Origin of the sequence: Flagellimonas olearia (assembly GCF_004150225.1) — a bacterium.
Classification (GTDB): Bacteria; Bacteroidota; Bacteroidia; order Flavobacteriales; family Flavobacteriaceae; genus Flagellimonas; species Flagellimonas olearia.
Window position 1 is genome coordinate 69,267 of sequence record NZ_ML142910.1, and the last position, 19,017, is coordinate 88,283.

Consider the following 19,017-nt stretch of genomic DNA (forward strand, 5'->3'; position numbering starts at 1 on the left):
TGTTTGGCCATTAAACAAAACAAAATATTCTTTCTCCTACTGTACAACAAAATCCTCCTCAGATTCACCAGTGAGTGAATCAGCGGTGACTGATATCTTTCCAGTAACAGCCCCCTCGGGCACTTTTACTTTTAGCTTGGTGGCAGCAGAATCAGTCTTGATGACCACGCCCTCCACATCACCAAATCTTACAATGTTAGCTTGGGGATTGGCCTTAAAGTTGGTCCCTTCGATACTCACGTAGGTACCTGCTGCGCCAGAGGTGGGTGAAAACCTAGAAATGGTCGGGATTTTTTCCAATACGGTAAAGTCAAACGACGAAGTGGTAGAATTGGCCCGAAAAGCAACCGATATGGGGCCGCTGCTGGCCCCTTCGGGAACAACCACATCGAGTCTTCTTGTGGAAGCACTATTTACCTCGGCCTGCACTCCGTTAAATTTGACAATATTATTGCGCCATACCCTACTAAAGTATTTGCCGGTTATGGTCACTACGGTTCCAGGCTGTGCTGCTTCAGGGGAAACCCCTAAAACCTGGACATCTTCAAGTTCTAGTTCAGGGACTACATCCTCGTTTTCATTACAAGATGTGTAAAACGTCATACTTACCAGGGAAAGTCCGATTAAAATTGCTTTTTTCATGTCAAAAATTTGGGTTAATAATTATAATTAACCCCTAAAATCGATACTCCGGAACAAAAAAAGACCCATCAATATACTGATGGGCCATATGGGTTGACGGATGTGGGTTTTGAGTTGACGGAAACTTTTAGCACAAAGAAAAACGGCCCGTATAACGGGCCGTTTAAACTTGGAATCTAAAATGGGTCAGTCTTGAACAATTATATCAAAATCCACTACTTTATTATCACCACCGTTGTCCGTAATGGTGTTCACCAAAATATATCCCTTCTTTCCTGAAGCGTTTACAAAACTATAAAACACGTTTTCTGCTATGAGCAAATTGGGCACTACTGTTCCCACTGTATGGTTTATTTTGCCTACATCGGTGGCTGTGATTTCAGAGAAGACCAGGGAGTTGCCCTTGTTTATAAATGTGGTGCCGGTAGCATTGTCACCCAATGGATTATTTAAGCCTTTTATGGCCCGTTCATCCGGTGAGATTAGATTGGGTAAGTTGAGTAACACACCAAAGGTAATGTCCACCTGTTGTTGTTCAATGTCGGTAAGTGCTCCAGGATTGGAGTAAACTGCATTGGCCGAAGAACTGTAATAGCTACCAAATTCCACATTTCCTTGGCTGCCCAATTTAACATTGTTGTAAATGCTAAAGGTGGGATACTTTCCACCGCCCCCTTGGCCTTGAGCCGCTACGGTGTAGGAAAAGCTAACGATGGCATAATCAATATCCGCCTCGCCTTTTATCTTAAAAATAAGTTCCACCTCATCTCCGATCGCTTCCGTTACTTCAGGTATAAGTTGTTCATTAACAAATCCTTCATAGCCATTAAAGATTGTAATTTCTCCTATCAATACAGGCTCATCTCCATTAACGGCTTTATACCCCAAAAACTCACTTATGCCTGAAGGAACATCGGCATCAACAAACAGCGATATTTCTTCGCCAATCTCAAATGCCGGGTTCTCATCATAAGCTGCATCGGGGGTCATGGTCATGGATGCGGGGCCATACACTGTAAAATCATCTGAGGTAGTAACCGATTGGGACCCCACGGCAATATTTATGGGTGCTGTTTCGGCTCCATCGGGTACCGTGACGATTAGTTGCGTAGCCGTCACATCGGTCACTTCCGCTGCTATATCTCCAAATTTTACGCTGGCTTGGTCACCAAAATTGGTTCCGGTGATCGTGACTTCGGTGCCAATCACTCCATAAGTAGGTTCAAAACCATCCACTGTGGGAGGGTCAACAGGTTCCATCACCGTAAAATCCGTGGCGCTTGTGGCCGAACTACTGCCCACGGTAACCTTAATTGGTCCCGTACTGGCTCCACTGGGGACTTCAACCGTAAGCTGGGTAGCCAATGCCTCTTTTACCGTGGCGGCAGTTCCGTTAAAGGAGACACTGTTCTCGGTCTTGGTGGAACTGAAGTTCTTACCATTAATGGTCACTTCGGTGCCCACGGTTCCGGATGTGGGGGAAAAACTAGTAATTTCAACTTCTTGAGGTTCTGGATCAGGAGTTGGCCCATCATCCTTGCCACAGGAAAGAATTAGGCATATACTCATTATGGGAAGGCCCATCAATATCGCTTTTTTCATAATCAAAACATTTATTGGGTTACTAATTAGAGTTAGCCCCTAAAATCGATACTCCGGAACAAAAAAAGACCCATCAATATACTGATGGGTCCTATGAATTGACGGATGCGGGTTTTGAGTTGACGGAAATTTTATCCTCTCAAGATTTTTTTAATAGTTACACGTTGAAGCGGAAATGCATCACATCGCCATCCTTAACGATGTATTCCTTGCCTTCCACCCGCATACGGCCAGCTTCCTTGACCTTGGCTTCGCTGCCATGTTTCACATAGTCATCATAAGCGATGACCTCGGCACGGATAAAGCCTTTTTCAAAATCGGTATGGATCACACCAGCGGCTTGGGGTGCCGTAGCTCCCACAGGGATGGTCCATGCACGGACTTCCTTGACCCCAGCGGTAAAATAGGTCTCCAAATCCAACAAGCGGTAAGCTCCGCGGATGAGTTTGGCAGAACCCGGTTCAGAAAGACCCAAATCTTCCAAGAACATCTGGCGTTCTTCGTAGGTTTCCAGTTCGGTGATATCGGCCTCGGTACCCACGGCCAAAAAGATGACCTCTGCATTTTCCTGGGCCACGGCTTCCCTAACTTTTTCCACATAGGTATTCCCGGTAGCTGCGGCTTCTTCCCCTACGTTACAGACATACATCACGGGCTTGTCCGTGATCAATTGGAGAGGTTTTACATATTCCTGCCTATCCTCATCGCTGAGTTGAATGGCCCGTACCGATGTGCCGGATTCCAAACCTGTTTTCAAGGCAGAAAGAACAGCTTCTTCCTTCTGGGCCTCTTTGTTTCCGGTTTTGGCGGCACGTTTTACCTTGTCCAATTTTTTCTCCACGCTCTCCAAATCTTTCAATTGGAGTTCCATATCTATGGTTTCTTTGTCCCGGATAGGGTCTACGGAACCATCTACGTGTACAATATTATCATTGTCAAAACAGCGTAAGACATGAAGAATGGCATCTGTTTCACGGATATTGCCCAAAAATTGGTTGCCGAGCCCTTCACCTTTGCTCGCACCTTTTACCAAACCGGCTATGTCCACAATTTCCACGGTGGCGGGTATTACACGCTCAGGGTTCACCAATTCCTCCAATTTTTCCAAGCGGGTATCGGGTACGTTTACCACCCCAATATTGGGTTCAATGGTGCAAAAAGGAAAGTTGGCACTTTGCGCCTTGGCATTGGACAAACAGTTAAAGAGGGTGGATTTTCCCACATTGGGCAATCCTACGATACCGGCTTTCATCTATTCAGGTGTATTTTAAGGCTGCAAATATAAGTTGAAGTTTTGTTTTGAACGTTTTAAAACCCTTTTATCAGGAAATAAAACCCCATGGCAAAAAGACCGATTATTCCAAAAATGGCCACAAGTGACAAAATACACCCGGCCTGCTTCCAAAAACCATTGTATGTTTTTTCTTTTTCCTGCATAAAAAACCCCGAAATAAATTCGGGGCTAAATTACGTGTTTTTTATGGGTTACCCGTTGGGGTGCATAAACTTCTGTTTGCCCAAAAGCTCTTCTTCACTTTCCACGTGATCTTCGTCCGGCACACAGCAATCCACAGGACAAACCGCCGCACATTGGGGTTCTTCATGGAAGCCCATGCACTCGGTACACTTGTCGGGTGCTATATAATAGATTTCGTCACTGACGGGTTCCTGGACCTCCTCGGCATTCACGGCCTTTCCGTTGGGAAGGACCACATCGCCCTCCAAGGAAGTACCGTCACCATATCGCCATTCGTCGGCTCCTTCGTATATTGCTGTATTGGGGCATTCTGGCTCGCAGGCCCCGCAGTTAATGCATTCGTCTGTTATAATTATCGCCATAATTTTCTTTTTCCGTGGTGCTGATTCATTTCAGCATGCGTATTTTTGGCAAAAATAAACCCTACCAAATTAGTATACAAATATAATGAGGGCACATCTCCCAATATTGAAAGCTTTTGTTAAACTTGGAAGTTACCTTGCCGATTTTTGTGAAAATGACAATGGTTCATCGGCTTCTTTTGAAGAGGCCCTGACCAAGGCTGAACAGCAAAATGGGTGGTTTACCCGGGACAACATCATCGTTGCGCTAAAACAATGGAGCGAATTGTTGACCGAAGAAACCCTATCCCAATGGCTTTCCAAGTATGAGCTTACGGTTGATAACGCTCCAAAGACCATCGGTATTGTCATGGCCGGAAATATTCCCTTGGTGGGATTCCATGATTTTTTGTGCGTGCTGCTCTCCGGAAATAAAGTATTGGCGAAGCTTTCATCCAATGATAAGGTGTTGCTCCCCTTTCTTTCCGATTATTTGATCAAACAAGAGCCCTTATTGACTGAGCGGATTGAATTCACCGAAGGTAAACTGGAAAACTTTGATGCGGTCATTGCCACGGGAAGCAACAATACCGGACGCTATTTTGAACACTATTTTGGTAAAAGACCGAATATCATCCGAAAAAACAGAAGTTCGGTGGCCATCTTAACGGGGAACGAATCCCAAGCTGAGCTGGAAGCCTTGGGTGAGGATATTTTTAGATATTATGGGTTGGGTTGCCGGAATGTAGCCAAGCTTTTTGTGCCCAAAGGATATGATTTTGATACATTTTACAAGGCCATGTTTACTTTTCAGGAGGTTATCCATCATCATAAATATGCCAATAACTACGACTACAACAAGGCAGTGTACCTGATGAGCGATTTCAAGATTTTGGACAATGGTTTTTTGGTACTCAAGGAAGACGAGGGATTCTCTTCCCCTATCGCGGCATTATTTTATTCCCATTACGATTCGTTGGAAGAACTACGTGAACAGTTGTTGGGACAAGAAGAGCAAATCCAATGTGTCGTGTCTGCAGAGAGCCAATCCGACGATATTCCTTTTGGGGCGACCCAGAAACCCAAACTGGGCGATTATGCGGATGGTGTGGACACTATGGAATTCTTACTTCAATTATAAAAAAACCCATTGCGGAAACCGTTTTTAGATCCAAGTTTTTTTTAGACCTTTACCCTTTAAATTAAGGGAATGAAAAAACACAATTTTAGCGCAGGACCTTGTATTTTACCCAAAGAGGTCATGCAGAAGGCTTCCGAAGCCGTAGTGGAACTGGACGGTATTGGTCTATCACTTATAGAAATCTCACATCGCAGTAAGGAATTTGTGGCCATCATGGAAAAGGCCCGTTCGTTGGCCCTTGAACTTTTAGGCTTGGAAGGAAAGGGATATCAAGCCCTATTCTTACAAGGAGGGGCCAGTATGCAGTTTTTGATGGCGGCCTATAACCTTTTGGACAAAAAGGCGGGATATGTCAACACAGGGACCTGGAGCCAGAAAGCCATCAAGGAGGCCAAATTGTTCGGGGATATTGTGGAAGTGGCCTCATCGCAGGCGGAAAATTTTAACCATATCCCAAAGGGATACCATATCCCTTCAGATTTGGATTACCTGCACCTTACCTCCAATAATACCATTTTTGGAACCCAGATCAAGGAATTCCCCAAAACGGATGTGCCTTTGGTCTGTGATATGAGCTCCGATATTTTTTCCCGCCAGCTCGATTTTTCCCAGTTTGACTTGATTTATGCCGGGGCGCAAAAGAATATGGGCCCTGCTGGAGCCACTTTGGTAGTGGTTAAAGAAGATATTTTAGGCAAGGTTTCCCGTAAAATCCCGTCCATGTTGGATTATGCCGTGCATGTATCAAAAGAGAGTATGTTCAACACACCTCCTGTATTTGCGGTATACGTGTCCATGCTTACCATGCAGTGGTTAAAGGATTTGGGAGGGATAGCCGCCATTGAGGAAATCAATGAGCGAAAGGCCAGCCTTATTTATTCCGAAATAGAATTGAATCCGGTATTCTCTGGTTTTGCAGCCAAGGAAGACCGTTCTACCATGAACGCCACCTTCAACATCACAGACGATGGATTAAAAGAGCTTTTCGATACTATGTGCAAGGAAGCTGGTATCAGTGGAATCAATGGGCACCGTTCCGTTGGAGGGTATCGAGCATCCATGTACAATGCACTTCCATTGGAAAGTGTAGGGGTTTTGGTCGACATCATGAGCGAATTGGAGAAAAAAGGATAGATTAGTGTTGAGTTTTTAGTTCTAAATCGTAAATATTGATCGAAGAAAGAAGTTTTGAATTTTCGTTGCGCATCATCAAGTTGGTTAAAAATTTGAAGGAAAACAACGAGTATGTCTTCGCCGATCAATTATTGCGTTCATCCACCAGCATTGGAGCAAATGTAGCCGAAGCAGGTGCAGGTCAATTCAAAAAAGATTTCATTTCTAAAATGCCATAGCTTCAAAAGAAGCACGTGAATCCAGATATTGGTTACGATTGATTCATAAAGCCAATTTATCTGACCTTGATTTGAAAGAGTACTTAGAAGAAATAGAGCAAATCATCAAAATTTTGACCAAAATTGTCAAAACCAGCCAAGAAACTATTTAAAACTTAAGACTTAGAATTTAAGCCTATGAATATTGTACTGGCCAATGATGGCTTAGCCCAATCGGGAATAGATGCACTTCAAAAAGAAGGTTTTGAGGTGGTTACCACCCGGGTGGCCCAAGAACAGTTGGCAAATTTCATCAACGCCAATTCCATATCGGTCCTTTTGGTGCGAAGTGCCACTGAGGTAAGAAAAAAAACTATCGACGCTTGCCCTGGCCTCAAATTGATCGGCCGGGGCGGTGTGGGTATGGACAATATTGATGTGGACTATGCCCAATCCAAAGGCATCCATGTGATCAATACGCCTGAAGCTTCCGCGGGGTCGGTGGCCGAACTGGTCTTTGCCCACATGCTCAACGGAGCTCGATTTTTACATGATTCCAATCGGAACATGCCCTTGGATGGCGATAGTCAGTTCAAGCAGCTCAAAAAAAGCTATGCTTCCGGAATGGAACTACGTGGAAAGACCATGGGTATAATCGGTTTGGGCAGGATAGGACAGGCTACTGCAAAAATGGCGATTGCTTTGGGCATGAAAGTGCTGTACCATGATCATCATACCAAAAAAATAAGCTTGGAGCTCTCTTTTTATGACGGACAGACCGTACAATTCAATCTAGCCGATAGCCCACTTGAGGATGTTTTAAAGAATTCTGATTTTGTCAGCATCCATGTTCCATCCCAAAATGGTTATGTCATCGGGAAAAAAGAATTGGCCCAGATGAAACCCACGGCAGGAATCATCAATGCATCACGTGGTGGAGTTTTGGACGAAGTGGCCCTAGTAGAAGCCTTGGATGCAGATAAATTGGCCTTTGCAGGATTGGATGTATATGAATCTGAACCCCAGCCTGAAATCAAAATATTGATGCACCCCAAAATATCACTTTCCCCGCATATTGGGGCATCAACCCTAGAGGCACAGCAACGAATAAGTCTGGAATTGGCGGAACAGATTATCAAATTGCTAAAATAACTGGTTTTTTAGCCCCTGTACGGGTTCAAAACCTAGTTTTTCACTACATTGTCTTCCTAACCTTAACACAAATACAATGTCAGGATTATTGGATTTACTAAATAGCCCCATGGGCCAACAATTGATCAGCGGGGTGGCCGGACAAACCGGGCAATCGGAGAATAAGACGGCCGACGTTTTAAGTATGGCCATGCCTTTATTGATGGGCGCCATGAAAAAGAATACCTCTACCCCTGGGGGAGCCCAAGGACTTATGAATGCGCTGTCCTCCAAACATGATGGTAGCATTTTGGATGATATGGGTGGTTTCTTCGGAGGTGGAGTGGACCAAAACGTAATGGACGATGGCGCTGGAATCTTGGGCCATATCTTAGGGACAAAACAGCCCCAAGTGGAAAATGCCTTGAGCAGCAAATCGGGTCTGGATGCGGGGACCATCTCCCAAATCCTTAAAATTGCGGCCCCTATCCTATTGGGTTATTTGGGGAAACAAACGCGTCAACAAAATGTAAGTAGCCCTGATGGACTGAATGGTCTTTTGGGGGGACTGATGGGCGGCGGTAGAAGTGCCTCCAAACAACAATCCCTTATTGAGACTTTTCTTGACTCGGATGGCGATGGTAGCGTTATTGACGACTTGGCCGGAATGGTATTGAACAGTGGCGGACAGAAAAAAAGCGGCCTTGGCGGAATGCTGGGCGGACTTTTTGGAAAATAGTCTTTCTACTTAACGATATTTAACAAAGCCGTTTGAATTTTCAAATGGCTTTTTTGTATCTTAAAGCTATGAAAAAGAGAATTTTATCCTTATTGGTGGCCTTTATGGCCGCTTTTGGCCTATTGGTGTCCTGTTCTGCACAAAAAGAGGCCTTGGACATTTCCAACGAAGAACAGGCCGTTTTCAATTCACAGGAAGAAAAGGAAGTAGAAATCAAAGATGAGGAGAGTGAGTATGAAATCATTATCATTGAACCTGGATTCTACACTTGGTTGCAGAGTATTGCCCGACCCGAAGGCTATTACTCCCAATCTTTTCTGGAAAACAGGAATCAACTTCTTGTAATGGAATGGAACAGACGTGTGGTGCAGCCCGGAAACTTTAATCCAAACCTGTATATGTTTCAAATCGATTACGATCCAAACATTGATTATGGCTATGAGGTAAATTATAAGCTCTATAATTACTTCGTTTATTTCCAGCGGAAGTACAAACAGCGCCTTGGTCCCTTTCTTCCAAGGATTTAAAACCGTATTTTTGCATCGGAACACTCTTGCCGATGAAAAAAATAAAGGACCGCTGGGAAATTCGTAAAAACTGGCAACTTTTCTTTCCCTTTCTGGGGTTCTCCTTGGTGATTCTTACCGCCTACTGGATTTCCAGACGTTTGTTACACACTTTCGGGCTTAACAATACACTAGTGGAATGGGTTTTTACTTTAGGGTCTACCATTGGGTTAACAGTGGTTATGATTCGATTTTTCCTCTGGTGCTTTAAAAAATTGGAGCATAAGTGGAAGGTAGCCCATAAATGGGAGATGATAGCCATTTTCATTGTCTTCGCCATAACCGGAAGTCTCTCCGGAAAGCTTGCTGGCCCTTTGGTTGAATGGATCGGACTTGGAGAAAACAATACTCATGGCGCCATCTATTGGACCGCACGAATTCTTCTGATATTTCCCATATACCAATGCATATTGGTCTTCGTTGGGTGGCTGTTTGGGCAGTTCAAATTCTTCTGGGAATTTGAAAAGAAAATGTTGAGACGCATGGGATTAGGATTTCTCCTTTCATAGTTTTATGGTTTTGTTAACACAGAAAAAGTATTCGGATAGGTTACTTTGCGAAGATGACCTCACTGCTTCCTAAACGCATCATTGCTGTAGTTTCCTTTGTACTTGCCTTGGGGATACTTACCCCATCCGCAGTAAAGCTATCGCATGCGCTCTTTGGGCACTCCAAGGAAAAACGTTGCATTGCTGAGGGCACAAAGCACATCCATGAGGCGGATATTCATTGTGAGTTTCATGATTTCACGCTGGTTTCCAAAGTATTTGTGGCATCTTCCTATGAATACGTGAGTCTGGAAATACCGATTATTGGGCATCAGCACAATTTTCACAACTCCTTTTTTAAGCCTTACCAAAAAGAATATCTGGCCTTACGAGGTCCCCCTACTGTTTCATTATAGTTTTCCTTTCCATTCAACACATTCAATAACGTAGTAATTTTTATAATGAAACAATTGTTCACGTCAATGCTTTTGGCATTGGCCCCACTATATATAGTTGCGCAGAGCACAGTTACAGGTAACATATCGGATTCAGAAAATGGACAACCTTTGGAACAGGTATCCGTTTATATTCCCCAATTGGAGAAAGGAGCCGTTACTGGGACCGATGGCTCATACACCCTAAAAGACCTTCCTGAAGGTTCCTATAAACTCGTAGTGGCCTACTTGGGCTACGAAACCCATTCCACAACCTTGGAAATCCACTCGGGCAACAACACCTACAATTATGCCATGACTCCCTCGGCCATAGAGATTGACGAGGTTGTCCTTTCCACTCCTTTTCACAAACTTCAGCGGGAAAACGTGATGAAAGTTGAACAAAAGTCCATCGCAGAACTCAAAAGTGAAGGTGCCATTACCTTGGCCGATGGTATTACCAGAGTACCGGGCGTAACCTCCGTTTCCACGGGGGTAGGAATTGGAAAACCTGTTATTAGGGGACTAAGTTTCAATAGGGTCTTGGTCTATACCCAAGGCGTGCGGTTGGAGAACCAGCAATTTGGAGGGGAACACGGTCTTGGGGTCAATGACGCCGGGATTTCCAGCATTGAGGTCATCAAAGGCCCCGCTTCCCTACTCTACGGTTCGGATGCCCTAGGTGGTGTACTCTACCTAAATCCAGAAAATTTTGAACTCCCTAACCAAACTTCGGGTGACATCAACCTAAATTATTTTACCAATACTTTGGGTTATGGGGCCAACGCGGGTTTTAAGACCTCCGGTGAAAAACTCAAATTTTTGGTCAGGGGTGCCTATTCATCCAATGTCGATTATGAAACTGGGGATGGTACCGGTGTGACCAACTCCAGATTCAAGGAAGCCGATATCAAGACCGGACTAGCCTATCAGGCCACCAAATTCAAGACGGAATTGAGGTATAATTACAACGAATCCAATTTGGGCATCCCCGAAGAAATTGGGGTACAAGACAATGGTAGGGACCCACTATTGCCCAATCAAGAAATCGCAACCCACATATTAAGCTCAAAAAGTAATTTTTTCTTTAGAAAATCGAGTTTAGAGGCTACGTTGGGGTACATTTTGAATAATCGGAAAGAGTTCGAGGAACACCACGAACATGAAGGCGAAGAACCTTTGGAAGAGGAAGAGCATGAAGAGGAAGAGGGTCCCGCCTTGGACATGGACTTGAGCACGTTTAACTACAACCTGCAGTTCAATCCCCAATGGGGCAGCATGACCACTATCTTTGGTGTGCAGGGCATGCATCAAAAGAACGAGAATTTTGGGGAAGAAGTGCTTATTCCCAATGCCATCACCAATGATTTTGGGGTTTTGGCCACCTCGCATGTCCATTTTAATAAAAGTGATCTGCAATTTGGGCTACGATATGATTTAAGGTCAATAAATGGGGAAGAAAGTGGCATTGTTGGCGATGAGGAATATATTCCCAGTTTGGACAAAAACTTTAATAGTTTTAATGCTGCCGTTGGATATAGGGCAGATTTAACGGACAATATTTTGTTCCGTTTGAACATTGCCACGGGATTCAGGGCACCCAACCTATCCGAATTGACTTCCAATGGCCTCCACAGTGGCGCCAATCGCGTTGAGATAGGAAACCAAGATCTGGATAGCGAGCAAAATGTACAGGTAGATCTGGCCCTTGAATATGGCAATCAACATATTGAGGTGTATGCCAATGCATTCTATAACAATGTGAGTGATTATATTTATTTGCAACCTACTGGAGAGTTTAGGGATGATAACCCCATATACGTTTTCCAACAACAGGATGCCAAGCTATACGGAGGGGAATTCGGGTTCCACTTACACCCCCATCCTTTGGATTGGCTGCATTTGGAAAGCAGTTTTGATATGGTCTTTGGGGAACTGGAAGACAAGACCGACCTTCCGTTGATTCCTGCTAACCGATGGAACAATACACTACGGGTAGAATGGAACACGGCAAAAGGGACGAAATCCAAAAGTTATGCCTTTGCCACGGTTCAATCCGTGTTTGACCAGAATAAAGTGGCCACTTTTGAGACACCTACATCTGGATATAGCCTATTCAATATGGGTTTTGGGGGTGAAATCAACATTTTCAACCAACTGGTGGGTTTCAAGATAAGTGGCAATAATCTTTTTGATAAAACCTACATCTCACACCTATCCCGATTAAAGACTGATGGCATTGCCAATATTGGCCGTAACATTGCCTTTAATCTGAGTATTGGATTGTAAAAACGGAATTAAAATTTGGAGAGCGGCAGATAGTTTTTACGATTTGTCGCTCTTTTTTTTGCTCAATAGATAGGTGTAGATCCATGTCAAGGTAAAGGTGGGCACGATATCCATACCGGGAATCAGCTCTTCGGCAAAGGTGATGAGACCTGCAGCCTGCCCTACCCTGCCCTTATACAATCGGGTCATGAGCCACCCTGCAATGGGAGCCCAGATTACATCCGAAAACTCCCCTATTCCGGGAATCGCGAACGACAGCATTCCGATGCCGTCGAACAAAAGTCCTAAAAGTAGATTACGGTACTTGGGGTCTTTTTCTTCTGTCATTGTGGTAAAATAGAAAATCCAAATGAATTGAAGAAATGCCTTAAGACAAATCGGAGCTAATAAGTTTTAGAAACTCGTTTCTGGTCTCTTGTTTTTCAAACTGACCTCGGAATCCAGATGTTGTGGTGACCGAGTTTTGTTTTTGAACCCCGCGCATCATCATGCACATATGGGCAGCCTCGATAACCACGGCCACTCCTTTGGGCTTAAGGGTAGTGTTTATACACTCCAAAATATCATGGGTCAATCTTTCCTGAACCTGAAGCCTTCTGGCAAAAACATCTACCACACGGGGTATTTTGCTGAGTCCTACAATATGTCCATTGGGAATATAGGCAATATGGGCCTTCCCAAAGAAAGGGAGCATATGGTGTTCGCAAAGGGAATACACCTCGATGTCTTTAATGATCACCATGTCGTCATAGCTCTCTGCGAACATGGCACTTTTAAGGATTTCCGTAGCATCCTGTTTGTACCCTTGGGTAAGGAACAGCATGGCTTTTGCAGCCCTTTCCGGGGTTTTCACCAAACCATCACGGGATATATCCTCCCCAATGTCCCCCATGATCTTGGCAAAGTGGTCTTTTACCTCGTTTGTAATTTCAATATTGTATTCTTCCAGATTGCGATACGGTGCCATAGGCTTTACTTGATAGTATTTATTTTTTTTGAAAAATAAGTATTCAACTTTTTAATCTTGGGCTCTATAATAACCTGGCAATAGGGTTGTTGTGTATGGTCATTATAATAATTTTGGTGTTCTTCCTCGGCATTGTAAAAAGGTTTCTCTTCGGAAATGGCCGTTACAACGGGTGAAGCAAAAATCTGCTCCTTTTCCAACAATGCAATGAACTCCTCCGCTTGTTGCTTTTGTGCAGGGTTTGTATAGAAGACTTCACTCCGATATTGGGTGCCCACATCATTTCCCTGACGGTTCAAGGTAGTGGGGTCATGGGTGGCAAAGAACACTTCCAACAATTCCACATAAGAAACTTTTGAAGGGTCGAATGTAATCTTGATGGCTTCAGCATGTCCTGTGCGCCCCGTACAGATTTCCCTGTAGGCCGGATTCTTAATGGTTCCCCCAGTATAGCCAGAAACAACTTCCATCACCCCATTGAGGCGCTGAAAAACCGCTTCAGTGCACCAAAAACAACCGCCAGCGAATATGGCGGTCTCCCAATCCATGTTGACTTGTTTGTCCATGAAGTTTCAAAATTAGGTAAAGTTTAGTATCCCGCAATCCAGATAAAAAACTAATTTCCTGACATCAGTCGGAAAGATGCCCAAAAACTTAGTAAAAATTCCAATCTTTGTTACCGCATGGTGCAATGGTTACGTTCACCGGAAGAAGCTGTTTTCATGATCAAGGCAACAAACATTCAAAAAAAATACGGCGACCTGAAAGTACTTAAAGGGGTCGACCTGGAAATCAAAAAAGGGGAAGTGGTATCCATTGTTGGGGCTTCAGGAGCGGGGAAAACCACCTTGCTCCAAATTTTGGGCACTTTGGATTCACCATCGAACACACAGGAAAGCCAACTCCTGATCAATGATACCGAGGTTACCCAATTGAACGATAAGAACTTGGCCCGTTTCCGAAACGAACATATTGGTTTCATTTTTCAATTTCACCAACTATTGCCTGAGTTCACGGCTTTGGAAAATGTTTGTATTCCTGCTTTTATCAAAAAAACACCCAAGGAGGAAGCAGAAAAGAGAGCCATGGAGCTTTTGGACTTTTTGGGTCTGAAGGACCGGTACCATCACAAGCCCAACGAGCTTTCCGGAGGGGAACAGCAAAGAGTGGCCGTAGCACGTTCCTTGATGAACAAACCATCTGTTGTACTGGCCGATGAGCCCAGCGGAAATCTGGATTCGGAAAGTGCGGATAACCTGCACAAGCTTTTTTTTAAGCTTCGGGATGAGTTTGGACAGACCTTTGTATTGGTAACCCACAATTTGGAGTTGGCCAATATGGCGGATCGTAAGTTGACCATGGTGGATGGTTTGATAGTTTCCTAGCGTACCATGACAAAATCAGAATTAAAACTTTTTTTGGATGAAAAGGTCGTCCAATACAACCATCCTCGTTTTTTGGAGGATGATCCCCTTCAAATACCCCATCGGTTTACCCGAAAAGAAGATATCGAGATCAGTGGATTCCTAACGGCGACCATTGCTTGGGGCAATCGGAAAAGTATCATCAACAATGCTTCCAAGATGATGGAACTTATGGGGAACACCCCGTACGATTTTGTAATGAACCACTCCGAAGATGACCTGGAAAAGCTTTCTCCCTTTGTACATCGCACTTTTAATGGAATCGACCTGCAATATTTTATCCGCGGCATTCGGCATATCTACCTAAACCATGGTGGATTGGAGCCTATATTCAGTCAAAACAGCGAAAAAGACTCCCTGCAACCCACCATTTCCAGTTTCAAGAAGGTATTTTTTGAACTGCCCCACCCTACCCGGACCACAAAACACATTTCGGACCCTGTGAAAGGTTCCGCCGCCAAACGCATCAATATGTTTTTACGTTGGATGGTCCGTGACAACAACACCGGGGTCGACTTTGGCCTGTGGAAAAGCTTGAGACCAAGTCAACTTTCCTGCCCTCTTGACGTACATTCCGGCAATGTGGCCCGAAAGCTGAAACTGCTCAAACGCAAACAGAACGATGCCAAAGCTTTGGCTGAATTGGACCAAAACCTACGAAGGTTGGATGCCTCGGACCCGGTAAAATATGATTTTGCCCTTTTCGGCCTTGGCGTATTTGAAAAGTTTTAGTCGAGACTATAACCGTTATTTTCCATCAACAAACTCTTTGTCCGTGAGCGTTTTCATGAAAGCCACCAACGCTTTTTGCTCACCATCGCTCAGGTTCAATGAATCGGGCGGCAAGGTCTGGTAGGGTACGTCAAGACCCATTCCCTGCCCTCCCCCAACATTATAGAAAGTGATTACTTCTTCCAAGGTTTTGTACACCCCATTGTGCATATAAGGTGCTGTCAACTCTACATTTCGGACCGTTGCCGTCTTGAAGAAATTTCGTTTTTCTTCTACTTTGTATGGATGGTACATGCCCGGGTCGTCGTCCAAAATGGGATGTTCAAAGCTTGGGTTCTTGGGAAGGCCCAGATTTTCAAATTCCGTTTCGGCATATTTGGGAGGCACCAATCCGTTGAAGGCAGGTGGAAAATGACAAGTGGCACAGGCCGCTTTCCCCATAAAAAGATTGAAACCCAGTTTTTCTTCCTGGGTCAGTGAGTTCTCCTTTCCTTGTATATTTCGGTCAAATTTGGAGTTGAACGGGGCAAGACTCCGAATGTAGGTGGCAATGGCATGGCGTACGTTTAAATTATTGATTTCCCCTCCATACAAGCTATCGAAAGCGGCTTTGTAAAACGTGTTCTGCCCTACTCGCTTTTCAATGGTGTTCAAATCAATGTGAAACTCATTTTCATCATTGACCACATTCACGATTTGGTCCTCCAAGCCATCCGCCCTACCATCATAGAACATGGTGGTCTGATATACGGCATAGGTCATGGTAGGGGTATTTCGCTGTAATTCCACCCCATTGATACCCAAAGCTTTGGGATGTCCGTCCGTAAATGCCTTTTCCTTGATGTGGCAAGTGGCGCAGCTTATGTTCCCACTACTGGAAAGGGAAGGATCATTGAACAGGTTTCTCCCGAGGTCAATGCGTTCAGGGGTAATGTCAGGGGAGCCTGGTGTGGAAAATTGGGCAATATTGAAAAAGTCCTTATCAAAAAGATTGGTGGCCTTGGGGTTCAATGATCTTGATGTATTCAAGGCAATGTTCCAATCTGTTGCGGTTGCATTGATCAACTCCAATTGCCTGTTCGTATGGTCTTTAATGAAAGTGTATCGGTCAAAATGGTCAAAATCCCCAGATTGTAAGGTTGCCATAGTACTCTCTATTTCAGCGGACCACTGATCCATAAGGGATCTGTCCTTGAACGCCTCCTTATAAATTTCCAATATTTGGGCAATGGTTTCATAATTATAGATAGCTTCATTCAGGGAATTGGCCAACATGGGGGAATCAAAACCGGTAATACCCTTGGTGGCGACATTCACAATGGCATCACGCATCATCTTAAGATGATGTCGGTCCCTTTGGGTATACAGCATATGGTTTCTACGGATATAGGGAATACGAACCTGTAAATAGGTCAATACCAATTCCAATTCATTATTGGAGATGGGTTCTTCGGCATACAACAGCTCTTCCAAGACCTGATAGCTCTTGGGCTTCAATTTTTTAATGTCCGTGTAATCATCGATTTCCACTTTAAGGAGATTGGGGGCGTTCATGGAGAGGTAGTTTTCATAATCGTAAGCGATGATCATGGGTTCTGCCCGTTTGTACCATTCCCTACTTTTCAGAAAATTGGCCCGGTTTACTTCCAAGCTTTGGGTGGTGTCCATTTTTTGAATGTAGTATGCCGCACTATCCAATGTCTGGAAATAGTAGTTTTTAATGTCTTCATTGAATACGGATTCCTTATCCATTGAAGTGGTACGACTTGGATTTCCTTCTTGTTGTTTACAAGATCCCACCATCAAAAAAAGGAATGCAAAGAAGATAGTATATATCGATGATTTCATGGGTTGATGAATTTAAAAATGGAAACAAAAAGGTTCCCCATAACAGGGAACCTCTTCATTTTAAAAAATGTTATGATGCGAAATCAATGGATTATCTGGGAAGCCCTGTTAATTTGAAAAGGAAGGAGCCTTCCAAGGTGGCCGCTGCCTCATCAATGGCGGTTGGATCCACAAATTTCTTTCCGTCTGCTCTATAGGTCATGGGGTTACCACTGTCAAAAGACCATCCGTGTACCTGTGCTCCACCCACAAAAGTTGGCTCGGAAGCTCCAATGATATCGGTCACATCGATCATACCGGTGATCTCCCAGTAAGAATCGGTATTCCCAATACCAAGTCCGGCAGCAACCGTTTGGTTACACTCCATCACTTCCTTGAAAGTTCCCGTAGCAATGTCATATTGCCACAACTTGGCATAACCTTGTATATCTGGGTTGGCATCTGCATAACCATTAGGGTCCTCTTGAACATATACGTAGTTCTCGGTTACCACGATATTATCGGGAGAGTGCATCCCATCTCCTTTTCCACCTTCCAAATCACCATCTACGACAACGGTCAATTTTGCATCTCCAGTGGGATCACTTGGATCAAGTTCCAATTTGTATACCCTTCCGAAGGAAGTACCTCTATTGGCCAAATCAGGATTATCCGAACGGATTCTTCCTGTAGCGTTGAAGAACACGGTCCTGTTGTTTTCGGCAGAACCTCTTCTCCAGTCAATATCCTCAATTCTCTGGAATCCAATGGCAACGGAATCGATGGCCTCTTGGTTCAATTCGGCAAGGGTACGTTCAGTGACTTCAACCCACTCCACATCGTATTCAATATCTTCGGCCATACCCATTTCAAATTTAAGGCCTCCACCTCCAATGGCGGTTTCGGTAGTGTTCTTTCCTCTCAACACATATAGCTTTCCACTGTACAAATCGCCTCTGTTGCCTACGTACATTCCAAAATGCGCTTGGGGATAGGTGTTGTTACTGTCATCATCACCCATAAAAACCACGGTTTGGGTTGGGTAGGCATCTTTACCGATAGCTACGGCATTTTCAGTGGCCCATTCACCCAAAGCAGGCAGTCTTTCGGCCTCTACCCTTTCATCAGGGGAACGAAATGGATTGATTTTATATACTCCTTTGGCATTTCCTCCCCATTCACCTCCAGAAAGATATAGAGGTCCAAATCCATGCTCTTCCATAGTGATGGAAGACCCGGAGCACATTGCAGTAAAAGCGGTGGCTGCAGAGTTTACAATATAATCCCCTTCCAATGGTTGAAGATCGGAGTTCATTCGGATACGTGCAATGGAATAATCAGCTTCCAAATTGTTGATGAAGGCATAAGTACCATCTTCATACGGATACAATGCGGCACCATCCATATAAGCACCATAAACGAAAGTGGAATCAGATTCAAGGATATCCGCAGAAGACATGATCATCTCCAATTGGGCCGAGGTACTGAATTCACCTTTTAATTCAAATACGGTATTTGGGGTCACGGAGCTGGTAAGGGGAACCAAATCGGCAACGGTAAGGTCATCGCCATCTTCCCCGTCCGCTCCGTTGACACCATCAACTCCATCGACACCGTCCACGCCATCAATACCATTTTTTCCGTCTTCCCCGTCACAACTGGTAAAGCCAATGGCGACCACCGAAGTCAATACCAATCCTAGAAATAATTTTTTCAAATTCATAAAGTTTAGTTTTAAGGTTACTGTTTGTCCAAAACTATATATGAACCTTTAGGATTGGGTTACCCCTATATATTGATTGGTTTATGCTTGTTTTAAATCAATGTTAGCATGTAAAGTTTGGGGGGCTTCTGTGTTTCTAGGATTTGAATTTAATGTTAATCCC

General features: G+C 44.1%; 19 protein-coding genes and 1 pseudogene. 11 read left to right on the forward strand and 9 right to left on the reverse strand.

The genetic code is table 11. The features are described 5' to 3' along the window. Window positions 1–36: 36 nt before the first annotated feature. The 4 genes from DN53_RS10890 to DN53_RS10905 form a co-directional block, all read right to left on the reverse strand. Entirely contained in the window at window positions 37–642 is a 606-nt protein-coding gene (locus DN53_RS10890) for an IPT/TIG domain-containing protein (RefSeq protein ID WP_129654319.1), read from the reverse strand. Between the two features lie 186 nt (window positions 643–828). Next, on the reverse strand, window positions 829–2,244 hold the full coding sequence (locus DN53_RS10895; RefSeq protein WP_129654320.1) for an IPT/TIG domain-containing protein: 1,416 nt from the start codon (window positions 2,242–2,244) through the stop codon (window positions 829–831). A 157-nt stretch (window positions 2,245–2,401) separates the two neighbouring features. Further along, window positions 2,402–3,496: a redox-regulated ATPase YchF gene (ychF, locus tag DN53_RS10900; protein ID WP_129654321.1), complete on the reverse strand. Its 1,095-nt coding sequence runs from the start codon at window positions 3,494–3,496 to the stop codon at window positions 2,402–2,404. A gap of 233 nt (window positions 3,497–3,729) precedes the next feature. Then, window positions 3,730–4,083: a 4Fe-4S dicluster domain-containing protein gene (locus DN53_RS10905; protein ID WP_129654322.1), complete on the reverse strand. Its 354-nt coding sequence runs from the start codon at window positions 4,081–4,083 to the stop codon at window positions 3,730–3,732. An 85-nt stretch (window positions 4,084–4,168) separates the two neighbouring features. On the opposite strand from DN53_RS10905, the gene DN53_RS10910 reads away from it, so the two are divergent. The 9 genes and pseudogenes from DN53_RS10910 (at window position 4,169) to DN53_RS10950 (ending at window position 12,181) form a co-directional block, all read left to right on the forward strand. Then, a complete protein-coding gene (locus DN53_RS10910; RefSeq protein WP_129654323.1) occupies window positions 4,169–5,203 on the forward strand; it encodes an acyl-CoA reductase in 1,035 nt (344 codons plus the stop codon). 69 nt (window positions 5,204–5,272) lie between these two features. Next, window positions 5,273–6,337, forward strand: a complete 1,065-nt coding sequence (gene serC, locus DN53_RS10915; protein ID WP_129654324.1) for a 3-phosphoserine/phosphohydroxythreonine transaminase — start codon at window positions 5,273–5,275, stop codon at window positions 6,335–6,337. Window positions 6,338–6,429: 92 nt separating this feature from the next. Next, a pseudogene (locus tag DN53_RS10920) lies at window positions 6,430–6,707 on the forward strand (four helix bundle protein). 25 nt (window positions 6,708–6,732) lie between these two features. After that, window positions 6,733–7,686: a D-2-hydroxyacid dehydrogenase gene (locus DN53_RS10925; RefSeq protein WP_129654325.1), complete on the forward strand. Its 954-nt coding sequence runs from the start codon at window positions 6,733–6,735 to the stop codon at window positions 7,684–7,686. Window positions 7,687–7,762: 76 nt separating this feature from the next. Then, complete coding sequence (locus DN53_RS10930; protein WP_129654326.1) at window positions 7,763–8,404, forward strand: DUF937 domain-containing protein; 642 nt, start codon at window positions 7,763–7,765, stop codon at window positions 8,402–8,404. Window positions 8,405–8,472: 68 nt separating this feature from the next. Next, window positions 8,473–8,931, forward strand: a complete 459-nt coding sequence (locus tag DN53_RS10935) for a DUF6146 family protein (protein ID WP_129654327.1) — start codon at window positions 8,473–8,475, stop codon at window positions 8,929–8,931. A gap of 32 nt (window positions 8,932–8,963) precedes the next feature. Then, window positions 8,964–9,479 (forward strand): DUF6787 family protein, encoded by a 516-nt coding sequence (locus DN53_RS10940; protein ID WP_129654328.1) that lies wholly within the window; start codon window positions 8,964–8,966, stop codon window positions 9,477–9,479. A gap of 53 nt (window positions 9,480–9,532) precedes the next feature. Then, on the forward strand, window positions 9,533–9,874 hold the full coding sequence (locus DN53_RS10945) for a hypothetical protein (protein WP_129654329.1): 342 nt from the start codon (window positions 9,533–9,535) through the stop codon (window positions 9,872–9,874). 45 nt (window positions 9,875–9,919) lie between these two features. Then, window positions 9,920–12,181: a TonB-dependent receptor gene (locus DN53_RS10950; RefSeq protein WP_165357386.1), complete on the forward strand. Its 2,262-nt coding sequence runs from the start codon at window positions 9,920–9,922 to the stop codon at window positions 12,179–12,181. A gap of 36 nt (window positions 12,182–12,217) precedes the next feature. Here the strand turns inward: DN53_RS10950 and DN53_RS10955 are convergent, their stop codons facing one another. Genes DN53_RS10955 through msrA form a run of 3 tightly spaced genes read right to left on the reverse strand, consistent with a single transcriptional unit; the run spans window position 12,218 to window position 13,714 of the window. Then, a complete protein-coding gene (locus DN53_RS10955) occupies window positions 12,218–12,508 on the reverse strand; it encodes a hypothetical protein (protein ID WP_129654330.1) in 291 nt (96 codons plus the stop codon). 40 nt (window positions 12,509–12,548) lie between these two features. After that, a complete protein-coding gene (gene folE / locus DN53_RS10960; protein ID WP_129654331.1) occupies window positions 12,549–13,148 on the reverse strand; it encodes a GTP cyclohydrolase I FolE in 600 nt (199 codons plus the stop codon). Between the two features lie 5 nt (window positions 13,149–13,153). Continuing rightward, window positions 13,154–13,714 carry a peptide-methionine (S)-S-oxide reductase MsrA gene (msrA, locus tag DN53_RS10965; RefSeq protein WP_129654332.1) on the reverse strand — a complete coding sequence of 187 codons (561 nt, stop codon included), beginning with the start codon at window positions 13,712–13,714 and terminating at the stop codon, window positions 13,154–13,156. Between the two features lie 156 nt (window positions 13,715–13,870). Between msrA and DN53_RS10970 the strand changes: the two genes are divergently transcribed. Next, on the forward strand, window positions 13,871–14,533 hold the full coding sequence (locus tag DN53_RS10970; protein ID WP_129654333.1) for an ABC transporter ATP-binding protein: 663 nt from the start codon (window positions 13,871–13,873) through the stop codon (window positions 14,531–14,533). 6 nt (window positions 14,534–14,539) lie between these two features. Then, window positions 14,540–15,304, forward strand: coding sequence for a TIGR02757 family protein (locus DN53_RS10975; RefSeq protein ID WP_129654334.1), 765 nt, complete (start codon window positions 14,540–14,542; stop codon window positions 15,302–15,304). 15 nt (window positions 15,305–15,319) lie between these two features. Here the strand turns inward: DN53_RS10975 and DN53_RS10980 are convergent, their stop codons facing one another. Together DN53_RS10980 and DN53_RS10985 are read right to left on the reverse strand one after the other, a co-directional pair. After that, window positions 15,320–17,152, reverse strand: coding sequence for a cytochrome-c peroxidase (locus DN53_RS10980; RefSeq protein ID WP_129654335.1), 1,833 nt, complete (start codon window positions 17,150–17,152; stop codon window positions 15,320–15,322). 91 nt (window positions 17,153–17,243) lie between these two features. Beyond that, window positions 17,244–18,854 (reverse strand): PhoX family protein, encoded by a 1,611-nt coding sequence (locus DN53_RS10985; RefSeq protein WP_165357388.1) that lies wholly within the window; start codon window positions 18,852–18,854, stop codon window positions 17,244–17,246. Window positions 18,855–19,017: the final 163 nt, after the last annotated feature.